The sequence below is a fragment of the Neorhizobium huautlense genome (genome assembly GCF_030811685.1).
Taxonomy (GTDB): Bacteria; Pseudomonadota; Alphaproteobacteria; order Rhizobiales; family Rhizobiaceae; genus Neorhizobium; species Neorhizobium huautlense_A.
The window spans coordinates 37,246-53,470 of record NZ_JAUSRF010000018.1 but is presented as its reverse complement, the minus strand read 5'-3'; the positions used below and the strand labels follow the sequence as shown (position 1 = coordinate 53,470).

14 protein-coding genes and 1 tRNA gene are annotated in these 16,225 nt (G+C 58.7%); 12 read left to right on the top strand and 3 right to left on the bottom strand.

Annotation, left to right across the window (positions count from 1 at the left end):
• Positions 1-65 precede the first annotated feature (65 nt).
• The 11 genes from tuf (at position 66) to rpoC (ending at position 14,150) form a co-directional block, all read left to right on the top strand.
• Positions 66-1,241 carry an elongation factor Tu gene (gene tuf, locus J2T09_RS22010; protein ID WP_306838543.1) on the top strand — a complete coding sequence of 392 codons (1,176 nt, stop codon included), beginning with the start codon at positions 66-68 and terminating at the stop codon, positions 1,239-1,241.
• A gap of 83 nt (positions 1,242-1,324) precedes the next feature.
• Positions 1,325-1,606, top strand: coding sequence for a hypothetical protein (locus J2T09_RS22005; protein WP_306838568.1), 282 nt, complete (start codon positions 1,325-1,327; stop codon positions 1,604-1,606).
• Between the two features lie 135 nt (positions 1,607-1,741).
• Positions 1,742-1,817 (top strand) — tRNA-Trp (locus tag J2T09_RS22000).
• 197 nt (positions 1,818-2,014) lie between these two features.
• A complete protein-coding gene (gene secE, locus J2T09_RS21995; RefSeq protein WP_306838566.1) occupies positions 2,015-2,215 on the top strand; it encodes a preprotein translocase subunit SecE in 201 nt (66 codons plus the stop codon).
• Positions 2,216-2,231: 16 nt separating this feature from the next.
• Positions 2,232-2,762 (top strand): transcription termination/antitermination protein NusG, encoded by a 531-nt coding sequence (gene nusG / locus J2T09_RS21990; RefSeq protein ID WP_112730811.1) that lies wholly within the window; start codon positions 2,232-2,234, stop codon positions 2,760-2,762.
• A gap of 180 nt (positions 2,763-2,942) precedes the next feature.
• Positions 2,943-3,374 carry a 50S ribosomal protein L11 gene (gene rplK, locus J2T09_RS21985; RefSeq protein ID WP_112730803.1) on the top strand — a complete coding sequence of 144 codons (432 nt, stop codon included), beginning with the start codon at positions 2,943-2,945 and terminating at the stop codon, positions 3,372-3,374.
• A 1-nt stretch (position 3,375) separates the two neighbouring features.
• Positions 3,376-4,071, top strand: a complete 696-nt coding sequence (gene rplA / locus J2T09_RS21980) for a 50S ribosomal protein L1 (RefSeq protein WP_306838562.1) — start codon at positions 3,376-3,378, stop codon at positions 4,069-4,071.
• A gap of 353 nt (positions 4,072-4,424) precedes the next feature.
• Entirely contained in the window at positions 4,425-4,943 is a 519-nt protein-coding gene (rplJ, locus tag J2T09_RS21975; protein ID WP_306838680.1) for a 50S ribosomal protein L10, read from the top strand.
• A 54-nt stretch (positions 4,944-4,997) separates the two neighbouring features.
• Positions 4,998-5,372 (top strand): 50S ribosomal protein L7/L12, encoded by a 375-nt coding sequence (gene rplL, locus J2T09_RS21970; RefSeq protein ID WP_112509933.1) that lies wholly within the window; start codon positions 4,998-5,000, stop codon positions 5,370-5,372.
• Positions 5,373-5,618: 246 nt separating this feature from the next.
• Positions 5,619-9,755, top strand: coding sequence for a DNA-directed RNA polymerase subunit beta (rpoB, locus tag J2T09_RS21965; RefSeq protein WP_306838560.1), 4,137 nt, complete (start codon positions 5,619-5,621; stop codon positions 9,753-9,755).
• 186 nt (positions 9,756-9,941) lie between these two features.
• The gene (gene rpoC, locus J2T09_RS21960) at positions 9,942-14,150 is read left to right on the top strand and encodes a DNA-directed RNA polymerase subunit beta' (protein WP_306838558.1); all 4,209 of its coding nucleotides are present in this window, start codon (positions 9,942-9,944) and stop codon (positions 14,148-14,150) included.
• Between the two features lie 124 nt (positions 14,151-14,274).
• Here the strand turns inward: rpoC and J2T09_RS21955 are convergent, their stop codons facing one another.
• The 3 genes from J2T09_RS21955 to J2T09_RS21945 form a co-directional block, all read right to left on the bottom strand.
• Positions 14,275-14,697 (bottom strand): hypothetical protein, encoded by a 423-nt coding sequence (locus J2T09_RS21955; RefSeq protein ID WP_306838555.1) that lies wholly within the window; start codon positions 14,695-14,697, stop codon positions 14,275-14,277.
• Complete coding sequence (locus J2T09_RS21950; RefSeq protein WP_373458565.1) at positions 14,678-14,956, bottom strand: type II toxin-antitoxin system prevent-host-death family antitoxin; 279 nt, start codon at positions 14,954-14,956, stop codon at positions 14,678-14,680. Before J2T09_RS21950 ends, J2T09_RS21955 begins: the two co-directional genes overlap by 20 nt.
• A gap of 82 nt (positions 14,957-15,038) precedes the next feature.
• Positions 15,039-15,335, bottom strand: coding sequence for a transcriptional regulator (locus J2T09_RS21945; RefSeq protein ID WP_306838552.1), 297 nt, complete (start codon positions 15,333-15,335; stop codon positions 15,039-15,041).
• 491 nt (positions 15,336-15,826) lie between these two features.
• Between J2T09_RS21945 and rpsL the strand changes: the two genes are divergently transcribed.
• Complete coding sequence (rpsL, locus tag J2T09_RS21940) at positions 15,827-16,198, top strand: 30S ribosomal protein S12 (protein ID WP_003507760.1); 372 nt, start codon at positions 15,827-15,829, stop codon at positions 16,196-16,198.
• Positions 16,199-16,225: the final 27 nt, after the last annotated feature.

The window sequence follows — 16,225 nt, the reverse complement described above, 5'->3', positions numbered from 1 at the left end:
TTAAACGGCGACACCAAATCCGTTCACTGCGGATCTATCATCCCTACAGATTATAGGAAGCATCAATGGCAAAGAGCAAGTTTGAGCGTAACAAGCCGCACGTGAACATCGGCACGATCGGCCACGTCGACCACGGCAAGACGTCTCTGACGGCAGCGATCACGAAGTTCTTCGGCGAGTTCAAGGCGTACGACCAGATCGACGCTGCACCGGAAGAAAAGGCTCGTGGTATCACCATCTCGACGGCACACGTCGAATACGAGACCCCGAACCGCCACTACGCGCACGTTGACTGCCCCGGCCACGCCGACTACGTCAAGAACATGATCACCGGTGCCGCACAGATGGACGGCGCGATCCTGGTTTGCTCGGCTGCCGACGGCCCGATGCCGCAGACCCGCGAGCACATCCTGCTTGCTCGTCAGGTCGGCGTTCCGGCTCTGGTCGTGTTCCTCAACAAGGTCGACCAGGTCGACGACGAAGAACTGCTCGAGCTCGTTGAACTCGAAGTTCGCGAACTGCTGTCGTCCTACGACTTCCCGGGCGACGAAGTTCCGGTTGTCAAGGGTTCGGCTCTGGCCGCTCTGGAAGACTCGAACAAGGCCATCGGTGAAGACGCCGTTCGCAAGCTGATGGAAGAAGTCGACGCCTACATCCCGACGCCTGAGCGTCCGATCGACCAGCCGTTCCTGATGCCGATCGAAGACGTGTTCTCGATCTCGGGTCGTGGTACGGTTGTGACCGGCCGCGTCGAGCGCGGTATCGTCAAGGTTGGCGAAGAAGTCGAAATCGTCGGCATCAAGGACACTTCGAAGACGACGGTTACCGGCGTTGAAATGTTCCGCAAGCTGCTCGACCAGGGCCAGGCCGGCGACAACATCGGTGCTCTCGTTCGCGGCGTTGACCGTAACGGCGTCGAGCGTGGCCAGATCCTGTGCAAGCCGGGCTCTGTCAAGCCGCACAAGAAGTTCATGGCTGAAGCCTACATCCTGACGAAGGAAGAAGGCGGCCGTCATACGCCGTTCTTCACCAACTACCGTCCGCAGTTCTACTTCCGCACGACGGACGTGACCGGTATCGTTTCGCTGCCGGAAGGCACGGAAATGGTTATGCCGGGCGACAACGTCACGGTTGAGGTCGAGCTGATCGTTCCGATCGCGATGGAAGAAAAGCTGCGCTTCGCTATCCGCGAAGGCGGCCGTACCGTCGGCGCCGGCATCGTTGCCTCGATCATCGCTTAAGCGATTTTCGAATTGAATAAAGAAGGCCTCGCTGGCAACGGCGGGGCCTTTTTCGTTGGGTGATTCGTTCGGGGAGGGGGCTCTTGATCCGGTGTCTCGTTGTTGCGATTGCGATTCTCTCGGTATCCATGATTCTGCCGCAGGCGGCGCAAGCGCGTTGCCCGGAGCGGCCGGCCTGCAAGGGCTGCGGCTGCAAAGGCGGGCCGGGTTATCGCGGTCCTGACGGGCGCTGTGTCGGCTTCAAGCAGCTGGACAAGGTGTGCGGCACGCCGCCGGAAACCCGCTGCACATTTGAAAATGCGCCCGGCACAGGCGAAAATCGTGAATGTGCGCTGGGTGACAAGGCCGCGAAACCTAAGGGTTAGGCCGTCTTTCCACCGTTCATCCATAAAAGTGTCGCATCTCTTGCAAAAACCCACTTGCCAACGCCGGCTCATCATCTTAAAGAGCGCACACGTCCTTGACGGACAGCGCTTCGGCGCAGGTTCGAAAGAGGGTTTAGGGGTGTAGCTCAGTTGGTAGAGCGGCGGTCTCCAAAACCGCAGGTCGTCGGTTCGAGCCCGGCCGCCCCTGCCATTTTCCTAGAAGTCGATACGCGCGGTTTTTCGCAGCATGGTCGGCAGGGAAAATTGGTCTGCCGGTAGTCCGGCTTCATCGGATATCGATTTCCTCTTGTGAAAGCTGAGATCGGTGTCTATGTAGGGTAAAAACAGACACGCGGTGCGTGGGGCTGAATAAGATCAGCTTTACGCGCCGTAATTGCGTGGACAGTTATGGCATCCAAAACCAACCCGATTACGTTCCTCAAGCAGGTGCGCACCGAGACCTCAAAGGTCACCTGGCCGTCGCGTCGCGAGACGACGATTTCGACCGCCATGGTGCTGGTCATGGTTGTCGTTGCGGCCCTGTTCTTTTTCGCTGCCGACCAGCTGATCGGCTGGCTTCTCGGCTTCGTTATGAATTTCGGCGCTTGATTGGGTGGTGATGAAGATGGCGGCACGTTGGTACATCGTCCACGCATATTCGAATTTCGAAAAGAAGGTTGCCGAGGACATCGAGAACAAGGCTCGCCAGAAAGGGCTTGAGCACCTGTTCGAGAAGATCCTCGTTCCGACTGAAAAGGTGACGGAAGTGCGTCGCGGCCGCAAGGTCGACAGCGAGCGCAAGTTCTTCCCAGGCTATGTTCTGGTTCGTGCGAACCTGACGGACGAGGCCTACCACCTGATCAAGAACACGCCCAAGGTTACGGGCTTCCTCGGTTCCGACAACAAGCCGGTTCCGATCCCGGATTTCGAAGCAGACCGCATTCTGGGTCAGGTCCAGGAAGGCGTCGAGCGTCCGAAATCCTCGATCTCCTACGAGATCGGCGAGCAGGTTCGCGTTTCCGACGGTCCCTTCGCATCGTTCAACGGTGTGGTTCAGGATGTCGATGAAGAGCGCTCGCGCCTCAAGGTCGAAGTTTCGATCTTCGGTCGCGCCACTCCGGTGGAGCTCGAATACGCTCAGGTCGAGAAGGTCTGATCAGTTTTTGAATTGGGGTCGATCGCCTTGCGGTGATCGGCCTCGTGCGGCGTTTGCCGCAACCGCGTGGGAGGGGAGGCGTCTTAGCCGGATGTTCCGACCGCACCACGCAACCGCAGCCGCCGATCCTTTGGGTCGGCATATCGGGCCGGTATCCGGTCCATAACGAAAGGCAGAGAAATGGCTAAGAAAGTAGCAGGCCAGCTCAAGCTTCAGGTCAAGGCAGGATCGGCAAACCCGTCCCCGCCGATCGGCCCGGCGCTTGGTCAGCGCGGCATCAACATCATGGAATTCTGCAAGGCGTTCAACGCCGCCACGCAGGAAATGGAAAAGGGTATGCCGATCCCGGTCGTCATCACCTATTACCAGGACAAGTCCTTCACCTTCGCAATGAAGCAGCCGCCGGTTACCTACTGGCTGAAGAAGGAAGCGAAGATCACCTCCGGTTCCAAGACGCCTGGCAAGGGCGGCAAGGCCGGCACCATCACCAAGGCTCAGGTCCGTGCGATCGCCGAAGGTAAGATGAAGGATCTCAACGCAGCCGATATCGAAGGCGCAATGCTGATGGTTGAGGGCTCTGCCCGTTCCATGGGCCTGGAAGTGGTGGCGTAACATGGCAAAAGTTGCAAAGCGTCTCCAGAAGATCCGCGAAGGCATCGATCCGACCAAGCTGATCGCACTCTCCGACGCCGTTTCGGCTGTCAAGGAACGTGCCGTCGCCAAGTTCGACGAAACCATCGAAATCTCGATGAACCTCGGCGTTGACCCGCGTCACGCAGACCAGATGGTCCGCGGCGTTGTCAATCTGCCGAACGGCACAGGCCGCGACGTTCGCGTTGCCGTCTTCGCACGTGGCGCCAAGGCTGATGAAGCCAAGGCTGCTGGTGCAGACATCGTTGGTGCAGAAGACCTGCTGGAAATCGTCCAGGGCGGCAAGATCGACTTCGATCGTTGCATCGCTACCCCGGACATGATGCCGCTGGTCGGTCGCCTCGGTAAGGTTCTCGGCCCGCGTGGCATGATGCCGAACCCGAAGGTCGGTACCGTGACCATGGACGTCGCCGGCGCCGTCAAGGCATCCAAGGGCGGTGCAGTCGAATTCCGCGTCGAGAAGGCTGGTATCGTCCACGCCGGCATCGGCAAGGCTTCCTTCGACGCCAAGGCTCTGGAAGAAAACATCAAGGCTTTTGCCGATGCGGTCGTCAAGGCCAAGCCGGCTGGCGCCAAGGGCAACTACGTCAAGCGCGTCGCGCTCTCCTCGACCATGGGTCCGGGCGTGCGCGTCGAGCCTTCGACGGTTCTCGCCTGATAAAGTTTGCCGGGCCTCGATGGCCCGGCCGCACTGATTTCCGCTCTCGCAAGAGAGCGGAGATTTCCGGAGAAATCCGGAACTCCTGTCCGAGATTGTGGGTGGTCTAGGTCTCTCGAGATCGAAACCTTAATCGTATGACCTGCATGAGACTGGTAAGACCCAAGTTTTCGAGATGCGTGATGCATCCCCTCAAGTTGGTTCGAGCCTGGAATGCCTTGTGCCTGCAGTTTTCTGTGGAGCCGGGGGGCAGGATCCTCAAACGCTTCTTGAGATCTTGAAAGAGATTTCGAGTGGCAAAGGCAAACCGATGGGGCCTGCAGGATTGCGGTCCCGTCAACTGGAGACAGACAGTGGAAAGAGCGGAAAAACGCGAATTCGTCACGGAGCTGAACGAAGTCTTCAAGGCTTCCGGTTCGGTTGTCGTGGCCCACTATGCTGGTGTCACAGTTGCGCAGATGAACGACTTCCGTTCGAAAATGCGCGCTGCTGGCGGCACCGTCAAAGTCGCGAAGAACCGCCTGGCCAAGATCGCTCTTCAGGGTACGGAGTCGGAAGGGATCACGGATCTCTTCAAGGGTCAGACGCTTATCGCATATAGCAATGATCCGATCACGGCACCGAAGGTCGTCATGGAATTCGCCAAGACCAACGACAAGGTCGTTGTTCTCGGTGGCGCCATGGGTTCCACGACGCTCGACGCAGAAGCAGTCAAGTCGCTTGCGACCCTGCCTTCTCTGGACGAGCTGCGTGCAAAGCTTCTGGGCATGATCCAGACGCCGGCTACCCGTATCGCAGGGGTTGTTGCAGCACCGGCAAGCCAGCTTGCCCGCGTGTTCGCGGCCTACGCAAAGAAGGACGAAGCCGCTTAAGGCGGTTTTTCGCTGTTCAAAACCAAGTTCGAACCTATATAAGGAACTATGAAAATGGCTGATCTCGCAAAGATCGTAGAAGACCTCTCGGCTCTGACCGTTCTGGAAGCTGCTGAGCTTTCCAAGCTTCTCGAAGAAAAGTGGGGCGTTTCCGCCGCTGCTCCGGTAGCTGTTGCTGCCGCTGGCGGCGCTGCTCCGGCTGCTGCTGAAGAAGAAAAGACCGAGTTCGACGTAATCCTGGTTGACGCTGGCGCCAACAAGATCAACGTCATCAAGGAAGTTCGCGGCATCACGGGCCTCGGCCTGAAGGAAGCCAAGGACCTCGTCGAAGGCGCTCCGAAGCCGGTTAAGGAAGCCGTTTCGAAGGCTGAAGCCGCTGACCTCAAGAAGAAGCTTGAGGACGCCGGCGCCAAGGTCGACGTTAAGTAATATCGGAATGTGGAGGGAGAAGCTTGCTTCTCCCTCCCGTTTCTCTGGAACTTATTACCCGGGAACCGTCAAAAACGGTTCCCGGGTAATGGGTTCTCAAAAGGATGGTTTCCTTTTCGGGCGACAGGCAATCCGGCCTGCGGTCGAAATTGAGAAACGAGATTGAGACTACCCATGTTCGACGGGATCGACTGGCCATCGGTTCCCGTCCGTTGCAGGCCCGGATGCAATTTTGAAGGAGCGACGATGGCTCAGACCCTTTCGTTCAATGGTCGCAGGCGCGTACGCAAGTTTTTCGGAAAAATTCCTGAAGTGACGCAGATGCCGAACCTCATCGAGGTTCAGAAGGCGTCCTACGATCAGTTTCTCATGGTAGACGAGCCGCAAGGCGGCCGCCCCGACGAGGGGCTGCAGGCGGTTTTCCGCTCTGTCTTCCCGATCACCGACTTTTCCGGTGCCTCGATGCTGGAATTCGTATCCTACGAATTCGAGCCGCCGAAGTTCGACGTTGACGAGTGCCGTCAGCGCGACCTGACCTATGCGGCGCCGCTGAAGGTGACGCTGCGCCTGATCGTGTTCGATATCGACGAGGATACCGGCGCGAAGTCCATCAAGGACATCAAGGAACAGTCCGTCTACATGGGCGACATGCCGCTCATGACCAATAACGGTACGTTCATCGTGAACGGCACCGAGCGCGTCATCGTGTCGCAGATGCACCGTTCGCCGGGCGTCTTCTTCGACCACGACAAGGGCAAGAGCCACTCTTCCGGCAAGCTGCTCTTCGCTGCCCGCGTCATTCCTTACCGTGGTTCCTGGCTCGATATCGAATTCGACGCCAAGGACATCGTCTACGCCCGTATCGACCGCCGCCGCAAGCTGCCGGTCTCTTCGCTGCTGATGGCGCTGGGCATGGATGGCGAAGACATCCTGTCGACCTTCTACTCGAAGTCCAACTACGAGCGCGACGGCGACGGCTGGCGTATTCCGTTCAACGCCGAGACGCTGAAGGGTGCCAAGGCTCTCTCCGACATGATCGACGCCGATACCGGCGAAGTCGTTGTCGAAGGCGGCAAGAAGCTGACCCCGCGTCTGCTGCGTCAGCTGACCGAAAAGGGCCTCAAGGCTCTCAAGGCCACCAATGACGACCTCTACGGCAACTATCTGGCCGAAGACATCGTCAACTACGAAACCGGTGAGATCTATCTCGAAGCCGGCGACGAAATCGACGAGAAGAGCCTCGGCATCATCCTGAAGAACGGTTTCGACGAGATCCCGGTTCTCGGCATCGACCACATCAATGTCGGCGCCTATATCCGCAACACGATTGCCGTAGACAAGAACGAGAACCGTCAGGACGCTCTGTTCGATATCTACCGCGTCATGCGTCCGGGTGAACCGCCGACCATGGAATCGGCCGAAGCCATGTTCAACTCGCTGTTCTTCGATGCGGAGCGTTACGACCTCTCCGCCGTTGGCCGCGTGAAGATGAACATGCGTCTCGACCTGCAGGTTGAAGACACCGTTCGCACGCTGCGCAAGGACGACATCCTGGCCGTGGTCAAGATGCTTGTCGAACTGCGTGACGGCAAGGGCGAGATCGACGACATCGACAACCTCGGCAACCGCCGTGTTCGTTCTGTCGGCGAGCTGATGGAAAACCAGTACCGTCTCGGCCTGCTGCGTATGGAGCGTGCGATCAAGGAACGCATGTCGTCGATCGAAATCGACACCGTCATGCCGCAGGACCTGATCAACGCCAAGCCGGCTGCTGCAGCCGTTCGCGAATTCTTCGGCTCCTCGCAGCTGTCGCAGTTCATGGACCAGGTGAACCCGCTTTCGGAAATCACCCACAAGCGCCGTCTTTCGGCTCTTGGCCCGGGTGGTCTGACCCGCGAGCGCGCAGGCTTCGAAGTCCGCGACGTTCACCCGACCCATTACGGCCGTATCTGCCCGATCGAAACGCCGGAAGGCCCGAACATCGGTCTGATCAACTCGCTGGCCACGTTTGCCCGCGTCAACAAGTACGGCTTCATCGAAAGCCCGTACCGCAAGATCGTTGACGGCAAGGTCACGAAGGACGTCGTTTATCTCTCCGCAATGGAAGAAGCGAAGTACTACGTCGCACAGGCCAATTCCGAGCTGACCTCGGACGGCGTGTTCGTCGAAGAATTCGTTGTCTGCCGTCATGCCGGCGAAGTCATGCTGTCCCCGCGCGACACCATCAACCTGATGGACGTTTCGCCGAAGCAGCTGGTTTCGGTTGCTGCGGCTCTGATCCCGTTCCTCGAAAACGACGACGCCAACCGCGCGCTCATGGGCTCGAACATGCAGCGTCAGGCCGTTCCGCTCGTTCGCGCTGAAGCGCCGTTCGTCGGCACGGGCATGGAACCGGTCGTTGCCCGTGACTCCGGTGCGGCGATTGCTGCCCGTCGTGGCGGTGTCGTTGACCAGGTCGACGCGACCCGTATCGTTATCCGCGCCACGGAAGACCTCGAATCCGGCAAGTCCGGCGTCGATATCTACCGCCTGATGAAGTTCCAGCGTTCCAACCAGAACACCTGCGTCAACCAGCGCCCGCTGGTCGCCGTCGGTGACGTCCTCAACCGCGGCGACATCATCGCCGACGGTCCGTCGACGGACCTGGGTGACCTGGCGCTCGGCCGCAACGCGCTCGTCGCGTTCATGCCGTGGAACGGTTACAACTACGAAGACTCGATCCTGCTCTCCGAGCGTATCGTGTCGGACGACGTGTTCACCTCCATCCACATCGAGGAATTCGAAGTGATGGCGCGTGACACCAAGCTTGGTCCGGAAGAAATCACGCGCGACATTCCGAACGTTTCGGAAGAAGCGCTGAAGAACCTCGATGAAGCCGGTATCGTCTACATCGGTGCGGAAGTTGCTCCTGGCGACATCCTCGTCGGCAAGATCACGCCGAAGGGCGAAAGCCCGATGACGCCGGAAGAAAAGCTTCTGCGCGCCATCTTCGGTGAAAAGGCGTCCGACGTTCGCGACACCTCCATGCGCATGCCTCCGGGCACGTTCGGCACCATCGTTGAAGTTCGCGTGTTCAACCGCCACGGCGTTGAAAAGGACGAACGTGCGATGGCGATCGAGCGCGAGGAAATCGAACGCCTCGCCAAGGACCGTGACGACGAACAGGCGATCCTCGACCGTAACGTTTACGGCCGTCTGATCGACATGCTGCGCGGCCAGATGTCCATCGCGGGCCCGAAGGGCTTCAAGAAGGGCGTCGAACTGACCAATGCCGTCGTTTCCGAATATCCCCGCTCGCAGTGGTGGATGTTCGCCGTCGAGGACGAGAAGGCTCAGGCCGAGATCGAAGCTCTGCGTGCGCAGTACGACGAGTCGAAGTCGCTGCTCGAGCATCGCTTCATGGACAAGGTCGAAAAGGTCCAGCGCGGCGACGAAATGCCTCCGGGCGTCATGAAGATGGTCAAGGTCTTCGTGGCCGTTAAGCGCAAGATCCAGCCGGGCGACAAGATGGCCGGCCGTCACGGTAACAAGGGCGTTGTCTCGCGTATCGTGCCTGTCGAAGACATGCCGTTCCTCGAAGACGGCACGCATGTCGACGTCGTTCTGAACCCGCTGGGCGTGCCTTCGCGCATGAACGTCGGCCAGATCCTCGAGACGCACCTGGCATGGGCTTGCGCCGGCATGGGCAAGCGCATCGGTCAGATGCTCGAAGAGTACAAGGCATCGAACGACATCACCGAGCTCAAGAAGGAGCTGACCGAGGCTTACGAAAGCCAGGCCAATAACGAGGTTTCGACCTTCGACGACGAATCCCTGGTTCGTCTGGCCGAGCAGTCCAAGCGTGGTCTCTCCATCGCGACCCCGGTCTTCGACGGTGCGCATGAGCCTGACGTTGCTGCCATGCTGAAGAAGGCTGGTCTGCACGAAAGCGGTCAGTCGGTTCTTTACGATGGCCGTACCGGCGAGCAGTTCGACCGCAAGGTCACTGTCGGCTACATGTACATGATCAAGCTGAACCACCTTGTGGACGACAAGATCCACGCGCGTTCGATCGGTCCGTACTCGCTCGTCACCCAGCAGCCGCTCGGTGGTAAGGCGCAGTTCGGTGGCCAGCGCTTCGGGGAAATGGAAGTCTGGGCTCTGGAAGCCTACGGCGCCGCCTACACCCTGCAGGAAATGCTGACCGTGAAGTCGGACGACGTGGCAGGCCGTACCAAGGTCTATGAGGCGATCGTACGTGGCGACGACACGTTCGAAGCGGGCATTCCGGAGAGCTTCAACGTTCTCGTCAAGGAAATGCGCTCGCTCGGTCTGTCGGTCGAGCTGGAGAATTCCAAGCTCGAGAACCAGCCGGAAGGTCAGCTGCCGGACGCAGCCGAATAATATTTTGACAACGGCGTGCGGGAGAAATCGCGCACGCCAATCCCAGGCCTATTCGGGCAACCGGACGGGCAGGGGAGTTTCGCCAGAGATGGCGTTTATTGTCATTTAAGGGTCTGGTTCGACAGCCCGGGAATTTGTCGAGCACGACCCGTTTGAGGGCCTTTGCGCCCCATCAAGGAGACAGGCATGAACCAAGAGGTCATGAACCTTTTCAACCCGCAGGTGCCGGCACAGCACTTCGATTCTATCCGGATCTCGATTGCGAGCCCGGAAAAGATCCTGTCGTGGTCCTACGGCGAGATCAAGAAGCCGGAAACCATCAACTACCGTACTTTCAAGCCGGAACGTGACGGCCTGTTCTGCGCGCGCATCTTTGGTCCGATCAAGGACTATGAGTGCCTGTGCGGCAAGTACAAGCGCATGAAGTACAAGGGCATCATCTGCGAAAAGTGCGGCGTCGAAGTCACGCTGTCGCGCGTTCGCCGCGAGCGCATGGGCCATATCGAGCTCGCTGCTCCGGTTGCCCATATCTGGTTCCTGAAGTCGCTTCCTTCGCGTATCTCGACCCTGCTCGACATGACGCTGAAGGATGTCGAGCGCGTTCTCTACTTCGAGAACTACATCGTCACCGAGCCGGGCCTGACGTCGCTGAAGGAAAATCAGCTTCTGTCGGAAGAAGAATACATGATCGCCATCGACGAGTTCGGTGAAGATCAGTTCACGGCTATGATCGGTGCGGAAGCGATCTTCGAAATGCTGGCGTCGATGAACCTCGACAAGCTTGCTGGCGAACTGCGTACGGAACTGGCGTCGACGACGTCGGAACTGAAGCAGAAGAAGTACATGAAGCGCCTGAAGATCGTCGAGAACTTCATCGAGTCCGGCAACCGCCCGGAATGGATGATCATGAAGGTCGTTCCGGTCATCCCGCCGGACCTGCGTCCGCTGGTTCCGCTCGATGGCGGCCGTTTCGCGACGTCTGACCTGAACGATCTCTATCGTCGCGTCATCAACCGTAACAACCGTCTGAAGCGCCTGATCGAACTGCGCGCTCCGGGCATCATCATCCGTAACGAAAAGCGCATGCTGCAGGAATCTGTGGACGCGCTGTTCGACAACGGTCGCCGTGGCCGCGTCATCACCGGTGCCAACAAGCGTCCGCTGAAGTCGCTGTCCGACATGCTCAAGGGCAAGCAGGGCCGCTTCCGCCAGAACCTTCTCGGCAAGCGCGTCGACTATTCCGGCCGTTCGGTCATCGTGACCGGTCCGGAACTGAAGCTGCACCAGTGCGGCCTGCCCAAGAAGATGGCGCTCGAACTGTTCAAGCCGTTCATCTACGCCCGTCTCGACGCCAAGGGTTACTCCTCGACCGTCAAGCAGGCTAAGAAGCTGGTTGAAAAGGAAAAGCCGGAAGTCTGGGATATCCTCGACGAGGTTATCCGCGAGCATCCGGTTCTCCTGAACCGCGCTCCGACGCTGCACCGCCTGGGCATCCAGGCCTTCGAACCGATCCTGGTCGAAGGCAAGGCCATCCAGCTGCACCCGCTCGTCTGCACGGCCTTCAACGCCGACTTCGACGGTGACCAGATGGCCGTTCACGTGCCGCTGTCGCTCGAAGCCCAGCTCGAAGCCCGCGTTCTGATGATGTCGACGAACAACATCCTGCACCCGGCCAACGGTGCACCGATCATCGTTCCGTCGCAGGACATGGTTCTGGGGCTCTACTACCTATCGATCATGAACGAGAACGAGCCCGGCCAGGGCATGGTCTTCTCCGACATGGGCGAACTGCACCATGCCCTGGAAAACAAGGTCGTGACCCTGCATGCCAAGATCCGCGGTCGTTTCAAGACGGTCGACGAGGACGGCAACCCGGTTTCGAAGATCCATGACACGACGCCTGGCCGCATGATCATCGGCGAACTTCTGCCGAAGAACTTCAAGGTGCCTTTCGACACCTGCAACCAGGAAATGACCAAGAAGAACATCTCCAAGATGATCGACACGGTCTACCGTCATTGCGGTCAGAAGGACACGGTCATTTTCTGCGACCGCATCATGCAGCTCGGCTTCCGCCATGCTTGCCGCGCCGGCATTTCGTTCGGCAAGGACGACATGATCATTCCGGAAACCAAGGCCAAGATCGTCGGTGACACCGAAGCCCTGGTGAAGGAATACGAACAGCAGTACAACGACGGCCTGATCACTCAGGGCGAGAAGTACAACAAGGTCGTTGACGCCTGGGGCAAGGCAACCGAAAAGGTCGCGGAAGACATGATGGCCCGCATTAAGGCCGTCGAGTTCGATCCGGAGACCGGTCGCCAGAAGCAGATGAACGCCATCTACATGATGTCGCACTCGGGTGCTCGTGGTTCACCGAACCAGATGCGTCAGCTGGGCGGCATGCGCGGCCTGATGGCCAAGCCGTCGGGTGAAATCATCGAAACCCCGATCACGTCGAACTTCAAGGAAGGTCTGACCGTTAACGAGTACTTCAACTCGACCCACGGTGCCCGTAAGGGTCTTGCAGATACGGCTCTGAAGACGGCGAACTCGGGTTACCTGACCCGTCGTCTCGTCGACGTTGCGCAGGATTGCATCGTCAACCTCGTCGATTGCGGCACCGAGACCGGTCTCACCATGACCGCCATCGTTGACGCCGGTCAGGTTGTTGCCTCCATCGGCGCCCGCGTTCTGGGTCGTACCGCGCTTGACGACATCGATCATCCGGTCACGGGTGAGCGCATCGTTGATGCCGGCAAGATGATCCTTGAGCCGGATGTCATCGAAATCGAAAAGGCTGGCATTCAGTCGATCCGCATTCGCTCCGCACTGACCTGCGAAGTCCAGACCGGCGTTTGCTCGGTTTGCTACGGCCGCGACCTTGCTCGCGGTACGCCGGTCAACATGGGCGAAGCAGTCGGCGTTATCGCTGCTCAGTCTATCGGTGAGCCGGGCACGCAGCTTACCATGCGTACGTTCCACCTTGGTGGTACGGCCAACGTGGTGGATAGTTCGTTCCTGGAAGCATCGTACGAAGGCACGATCCTGCTCAAGAACCGCAACATGCTGCGCAACTCGGAAGGCGTTCTCGTCGCCATGGGCCGTAACATGTCGGTCACGATCCTTGACGAGCGTGGCGTCGAGCGTTCTTCGCAGCGCGTCGCCTACGGCTCCAAGCTGTTCGTCGATGACAACGACAAGGTTCGTCGCGGTCAGCGTCTCGCAGAGTGGGACCCGTACACACGCCCGATGATGACGGAAGTCGCCGGTATCGTTTCGTTCGAAGATGTCGTCGACGGCATCTCGGTTTCGGAATCGACCGACGAATCCACCGGTATCACCAAGCGTCAGGTTATCGACTGGCGTTCGACCCCGCGTGGCGTCGATCTGAAGCCTGCAATCGTCATCAAGGACGCTTCGGGCCAGATCATGAAGCTGGCACGTGGTGGCGAAGCCCGCTTCTTCCTGAACGTAGAGGCCATTCTGTCCGTTGAACCGGGCAGCAAGGTTTCTCAGGGTGACGTTCTTGCGCGTGTTCCGATGGAAAGCGCCAAGACCAAGGACATCACCGGTGGTCTGCCGCGCGTTGCAGAACTGTTCGAAGCTCGTCGTCCGAAGGACCACGCCATCATCGCTGAGATCGATGGTACGATCCGCCTCGGCCGCGACTACAAGAACAAGCGTCGCGTCATGATCGAGCCTGCCGAAGACGGTGTCGAGCCGGTCGAATACCTGATCCCGAAGGGCAAGCCCTTCCACCTTCAGGAAGGCGACTATATCGAAAAGGGTGACTACATCCTCGACGGTAACCCGGCGCCGCACGACATCCTGGCGATCAAGGGCGTGGAAGCACTCGCTTCCTACCTGGTCAACGAAATCCAGGAAGTCTACCGTCTGCAGGGCGTTGTGATCAACGACAAGCACATCGAGGTGATCGTTCGCCAGATGCTGCAGAAGGTCGAGATCACCGACAGCGGTGACAGCCAGTACATCGTCGGCGACAATGTCGACCGTATCGAACTGGATGACGCCAACGATCAGCTGATCGAAGAAGGCAAGAAGCCTGCTTCGGGCGAGCCGGTCCTGCTCGGTATCACCAAGGCATCGCTGCAGACGCCGTCCTTCATCTCGGCCGCATCCTTCCAGGAAACCACCAAGGTTCTCACGGAAGCTGCAATCGCCGGCAAGATGGACACGCTGCAGGGTCTGAAGGAAAACGTCATCGTCGGCCGCCTCATCCCGGCCGGTACCGGCGGCACCATGACGCAGATCCGCCGCATCGCCACTTCGCGCGACGACCTCATCCTCGAGGAGCGCAAGAAGGGTTCGGGCGCCGGTTCGGCAACCCCGATGCTGCAGGACATGAACCCGGAAAACACTCCGGCCGAATAAGGCCGGAGAGGTTTGCGGTTCCGCAGATCACGTCATTGAGAAACGTCAAAGGCCCGGAGAGATCCGGGCCTTTTGCGTATGGGGTCGTTATTTCGTTGGCGCGGTCTGGGAGACGCTTGCTGCCTTATTTCATTCTATCAACGCGCCCGAGCGAAGCCGCGATGTAGGGGCGCAATCGCTGCAATATCTGCCTCGTGAATGAATTGCTGAATTTGCCCATCGGCATCTGGTTCTGATCGAAAACGAATGATCGCTCCAGAATGTCGTAGTTATACTCGCTGACCGTGATCCAGCCTTCCTTGAACGTGCTCAGGCCTGCGCGCTTCAGTTCAAGCATCGGAATGGCGATCGCCTCCTGCTCGGGCCGTGGTGGCGTGCCCGAAATTGGCAGGAGGATCATATGCGTCAGGTTTTGCTTGGGGTTCCGGATGGACAGGGCGAGGCAGCAGGGGCGGGACTTTTCGCCATTGGTGCGGCCGGCTTTTGCTTGCCAGTTCCAGAGATATTCGTAGCGAACGATCTGGCCTTCATCGAAGGGGCTTGTCATCAACAGGCCCCTGATCGTCTTCTTCCAAACGGTCGTCTATTACCGAAAGGATCATTTCGGCAAGTTCGGGGGGCGTTTCATTGGAGAGGTACGAGCGGCGCGGATCGGCATTGTTGCTCATGCGCGCATAAAGATCGGCCGGTACGACAACAACGGACGGGCGACCGTATTTCGTGAGCGTAATCGGCTCGATGCGCGCTTCGTCATGATATCTGCCGAAGTCCCGCATAAATTCGGTTGTGGTGATCGATCTCGTCACGTTCATGATCTCTGTTCTGTATGATCTGAAGAATACAGAACATACAGAACATTTTCAATGAAGGCACCGGACAGGCTTTTCCTTACTCGCTGAAACGGATGATCGACACTTCGCCTTCGAGCGCGCCCTGATAGGCAGACGCATGCGGCTCGTCGACCGGCTCTTCGGTCATCACGCCGATCTGGTCGAGGTCGGCTTCGAGAAAACCTTCTTCCGACAGCGCGTTGAGCGCATCGCGAACGGCAGTGTCGTCATCGGGTGCGCGCAAGAGGATGTGCAGCTCGGTGCCCTCGCTCGCCTTCGATTGGTAACCCTTGCCGATGATGATGAAGACCATCGGTTCGTCGAGAGTGTTGTCGTTGTCGGGCGTGTCGATCATGCGTTTTTCCATTTCCAGGGCTGCTGGCATCGCGGGTCGGCGGGTGCCGTTCAGGTCTTTATCGATTCTTAACGGCTTTGGCAGCCGATTCCCACCATGTTTGCCGAGCGCGTATCGCAATTCCCCGCAAATGGCGTATAAAGGCCGGAATACAAGGCTCTCTGCCGGATGGGGCAGGGGGTAAATTCGTTTTCTCCCTTGACGCGCAGGGACGGAAACAGTAAACGCGCCGCATCGGAAGAGATGTGAGGCTGCCATATCCGGGACGACTTGTACCGGACCTAAGCCTCAAACAGGCTTCCATACGCACGTTGAAGACAAGAATGCTGCACGCACGACGCGTTTTTTAAAACGCGTCCTCTGCCTTCCGTGGTCCTTCCGAGACAGGGTGGGGCCACGTTTTGTGCATGTTGGAATCGTGTGTCGCGGCCGGAAACGGCGTAACCGGCCCCCAAAAGGGGTCACGAGATTATTTTGCAAGGGATGGTTATATGCCTACCGTAAACCAGCTGATCCGCAAGCCTCGCCAGGCACAGGTCAAGCGCAACAAGGTCCCGGCTCTGCAGGAAAACCCGCAGAAGCGTGGCGTCTGCACCCGCGTCTACACCACGACGCCGAAGAAGCCGAACTCGGCTCTCCGTAAGGTCGCCAAGATCCGTCTGACCAACGGCTTCGAAGTCATCGGTTACATTCCGGGTGAAGGTCACAACCTGCAGGAACACTCTGTCGTCATGATCCGTGGCGGCCGCGTAAAGGACTTGCCGGGCGTTCGTTACCACATCATCCGCGGCGTTCTCGATACCCAGGGTGTCAAGAACCGTAAGCAGCGCCGCTCGAAGTACGGTGCAAAGCGTCCGAAGTAATTTTCGGAACATCAACCTTTATACGGT

Coding starts and splice junctions, on each gene's coding strand:
- secE (WP_306838566.1), top strand. CDS start 2,015: ATGGCATCCAAAACCAACCCGATTACGTTCCTCAAGCAGGTGCGCACC.
- tuf (WP_306838543.1), top strand. CDS start 66: ATGGCAAAGAGCAAGTTTGAGCGTAACAAGCCGCACGTGAACATCGGC.
- rplA (WP_306838562.1), top strand. CDS start 3,376: ATGGCAAAAGTTGCAAAGCGTCTCCAGAAGATCCGCGAAGGCATCGAT.
- rpoB (WP_306838560.1), top strand. CDS start 5,619: ATGGCTCAGACCCTTTCGTTCAATGGTCGCAGGCGCGTACGCAAGTTT.
- rpsL (WP_003507760.1), top strand. CDS start 15,827: ATGCCTACCGTAAACCAGCTGATCCGCAAGCCTCGCCAGGCACAGGTC.
- rpoC (WP_306838558.1), top strand. CDS start 9,942: ATGAACCAAGAGGTCATGAACCTTTTCAACCCGCAGGTGCCGGCACAG.
- rplL (WP_112509933.1), top strand. CDS start 4,998: ATGGCTGATCTCGCAAAGATCGTAGAAGACCTCTCGGCTCTGACCGTT.
- nusG (WP_112730811.1), top strand. CDS start 2,232: ATGGCGGCACGTTGGTACATCGTCCACGCATATTCGAATTTCGAAAAG.
- rplK (WP_112730803.1), top strand. CDS start 2,943: ATGGCTAAGAAAGTAGCAGGCCAGCTCAAGCTTCAGGTCAAGGCAGGA.
- J2T09_RS21945 (WP_306838552.1), bottom strand. CDS start 15,335: ATGATCGACACGCCCGACAACGACAACACTCTCGACGAACCGATGGTC.
- J2T09_RS21955 (WP_306838555.1), bottom strand. CDS start 14,697: ATGACAAGCCCCTTCGATGAAGGCCAGATCGTTCGCTACGAATATCTC.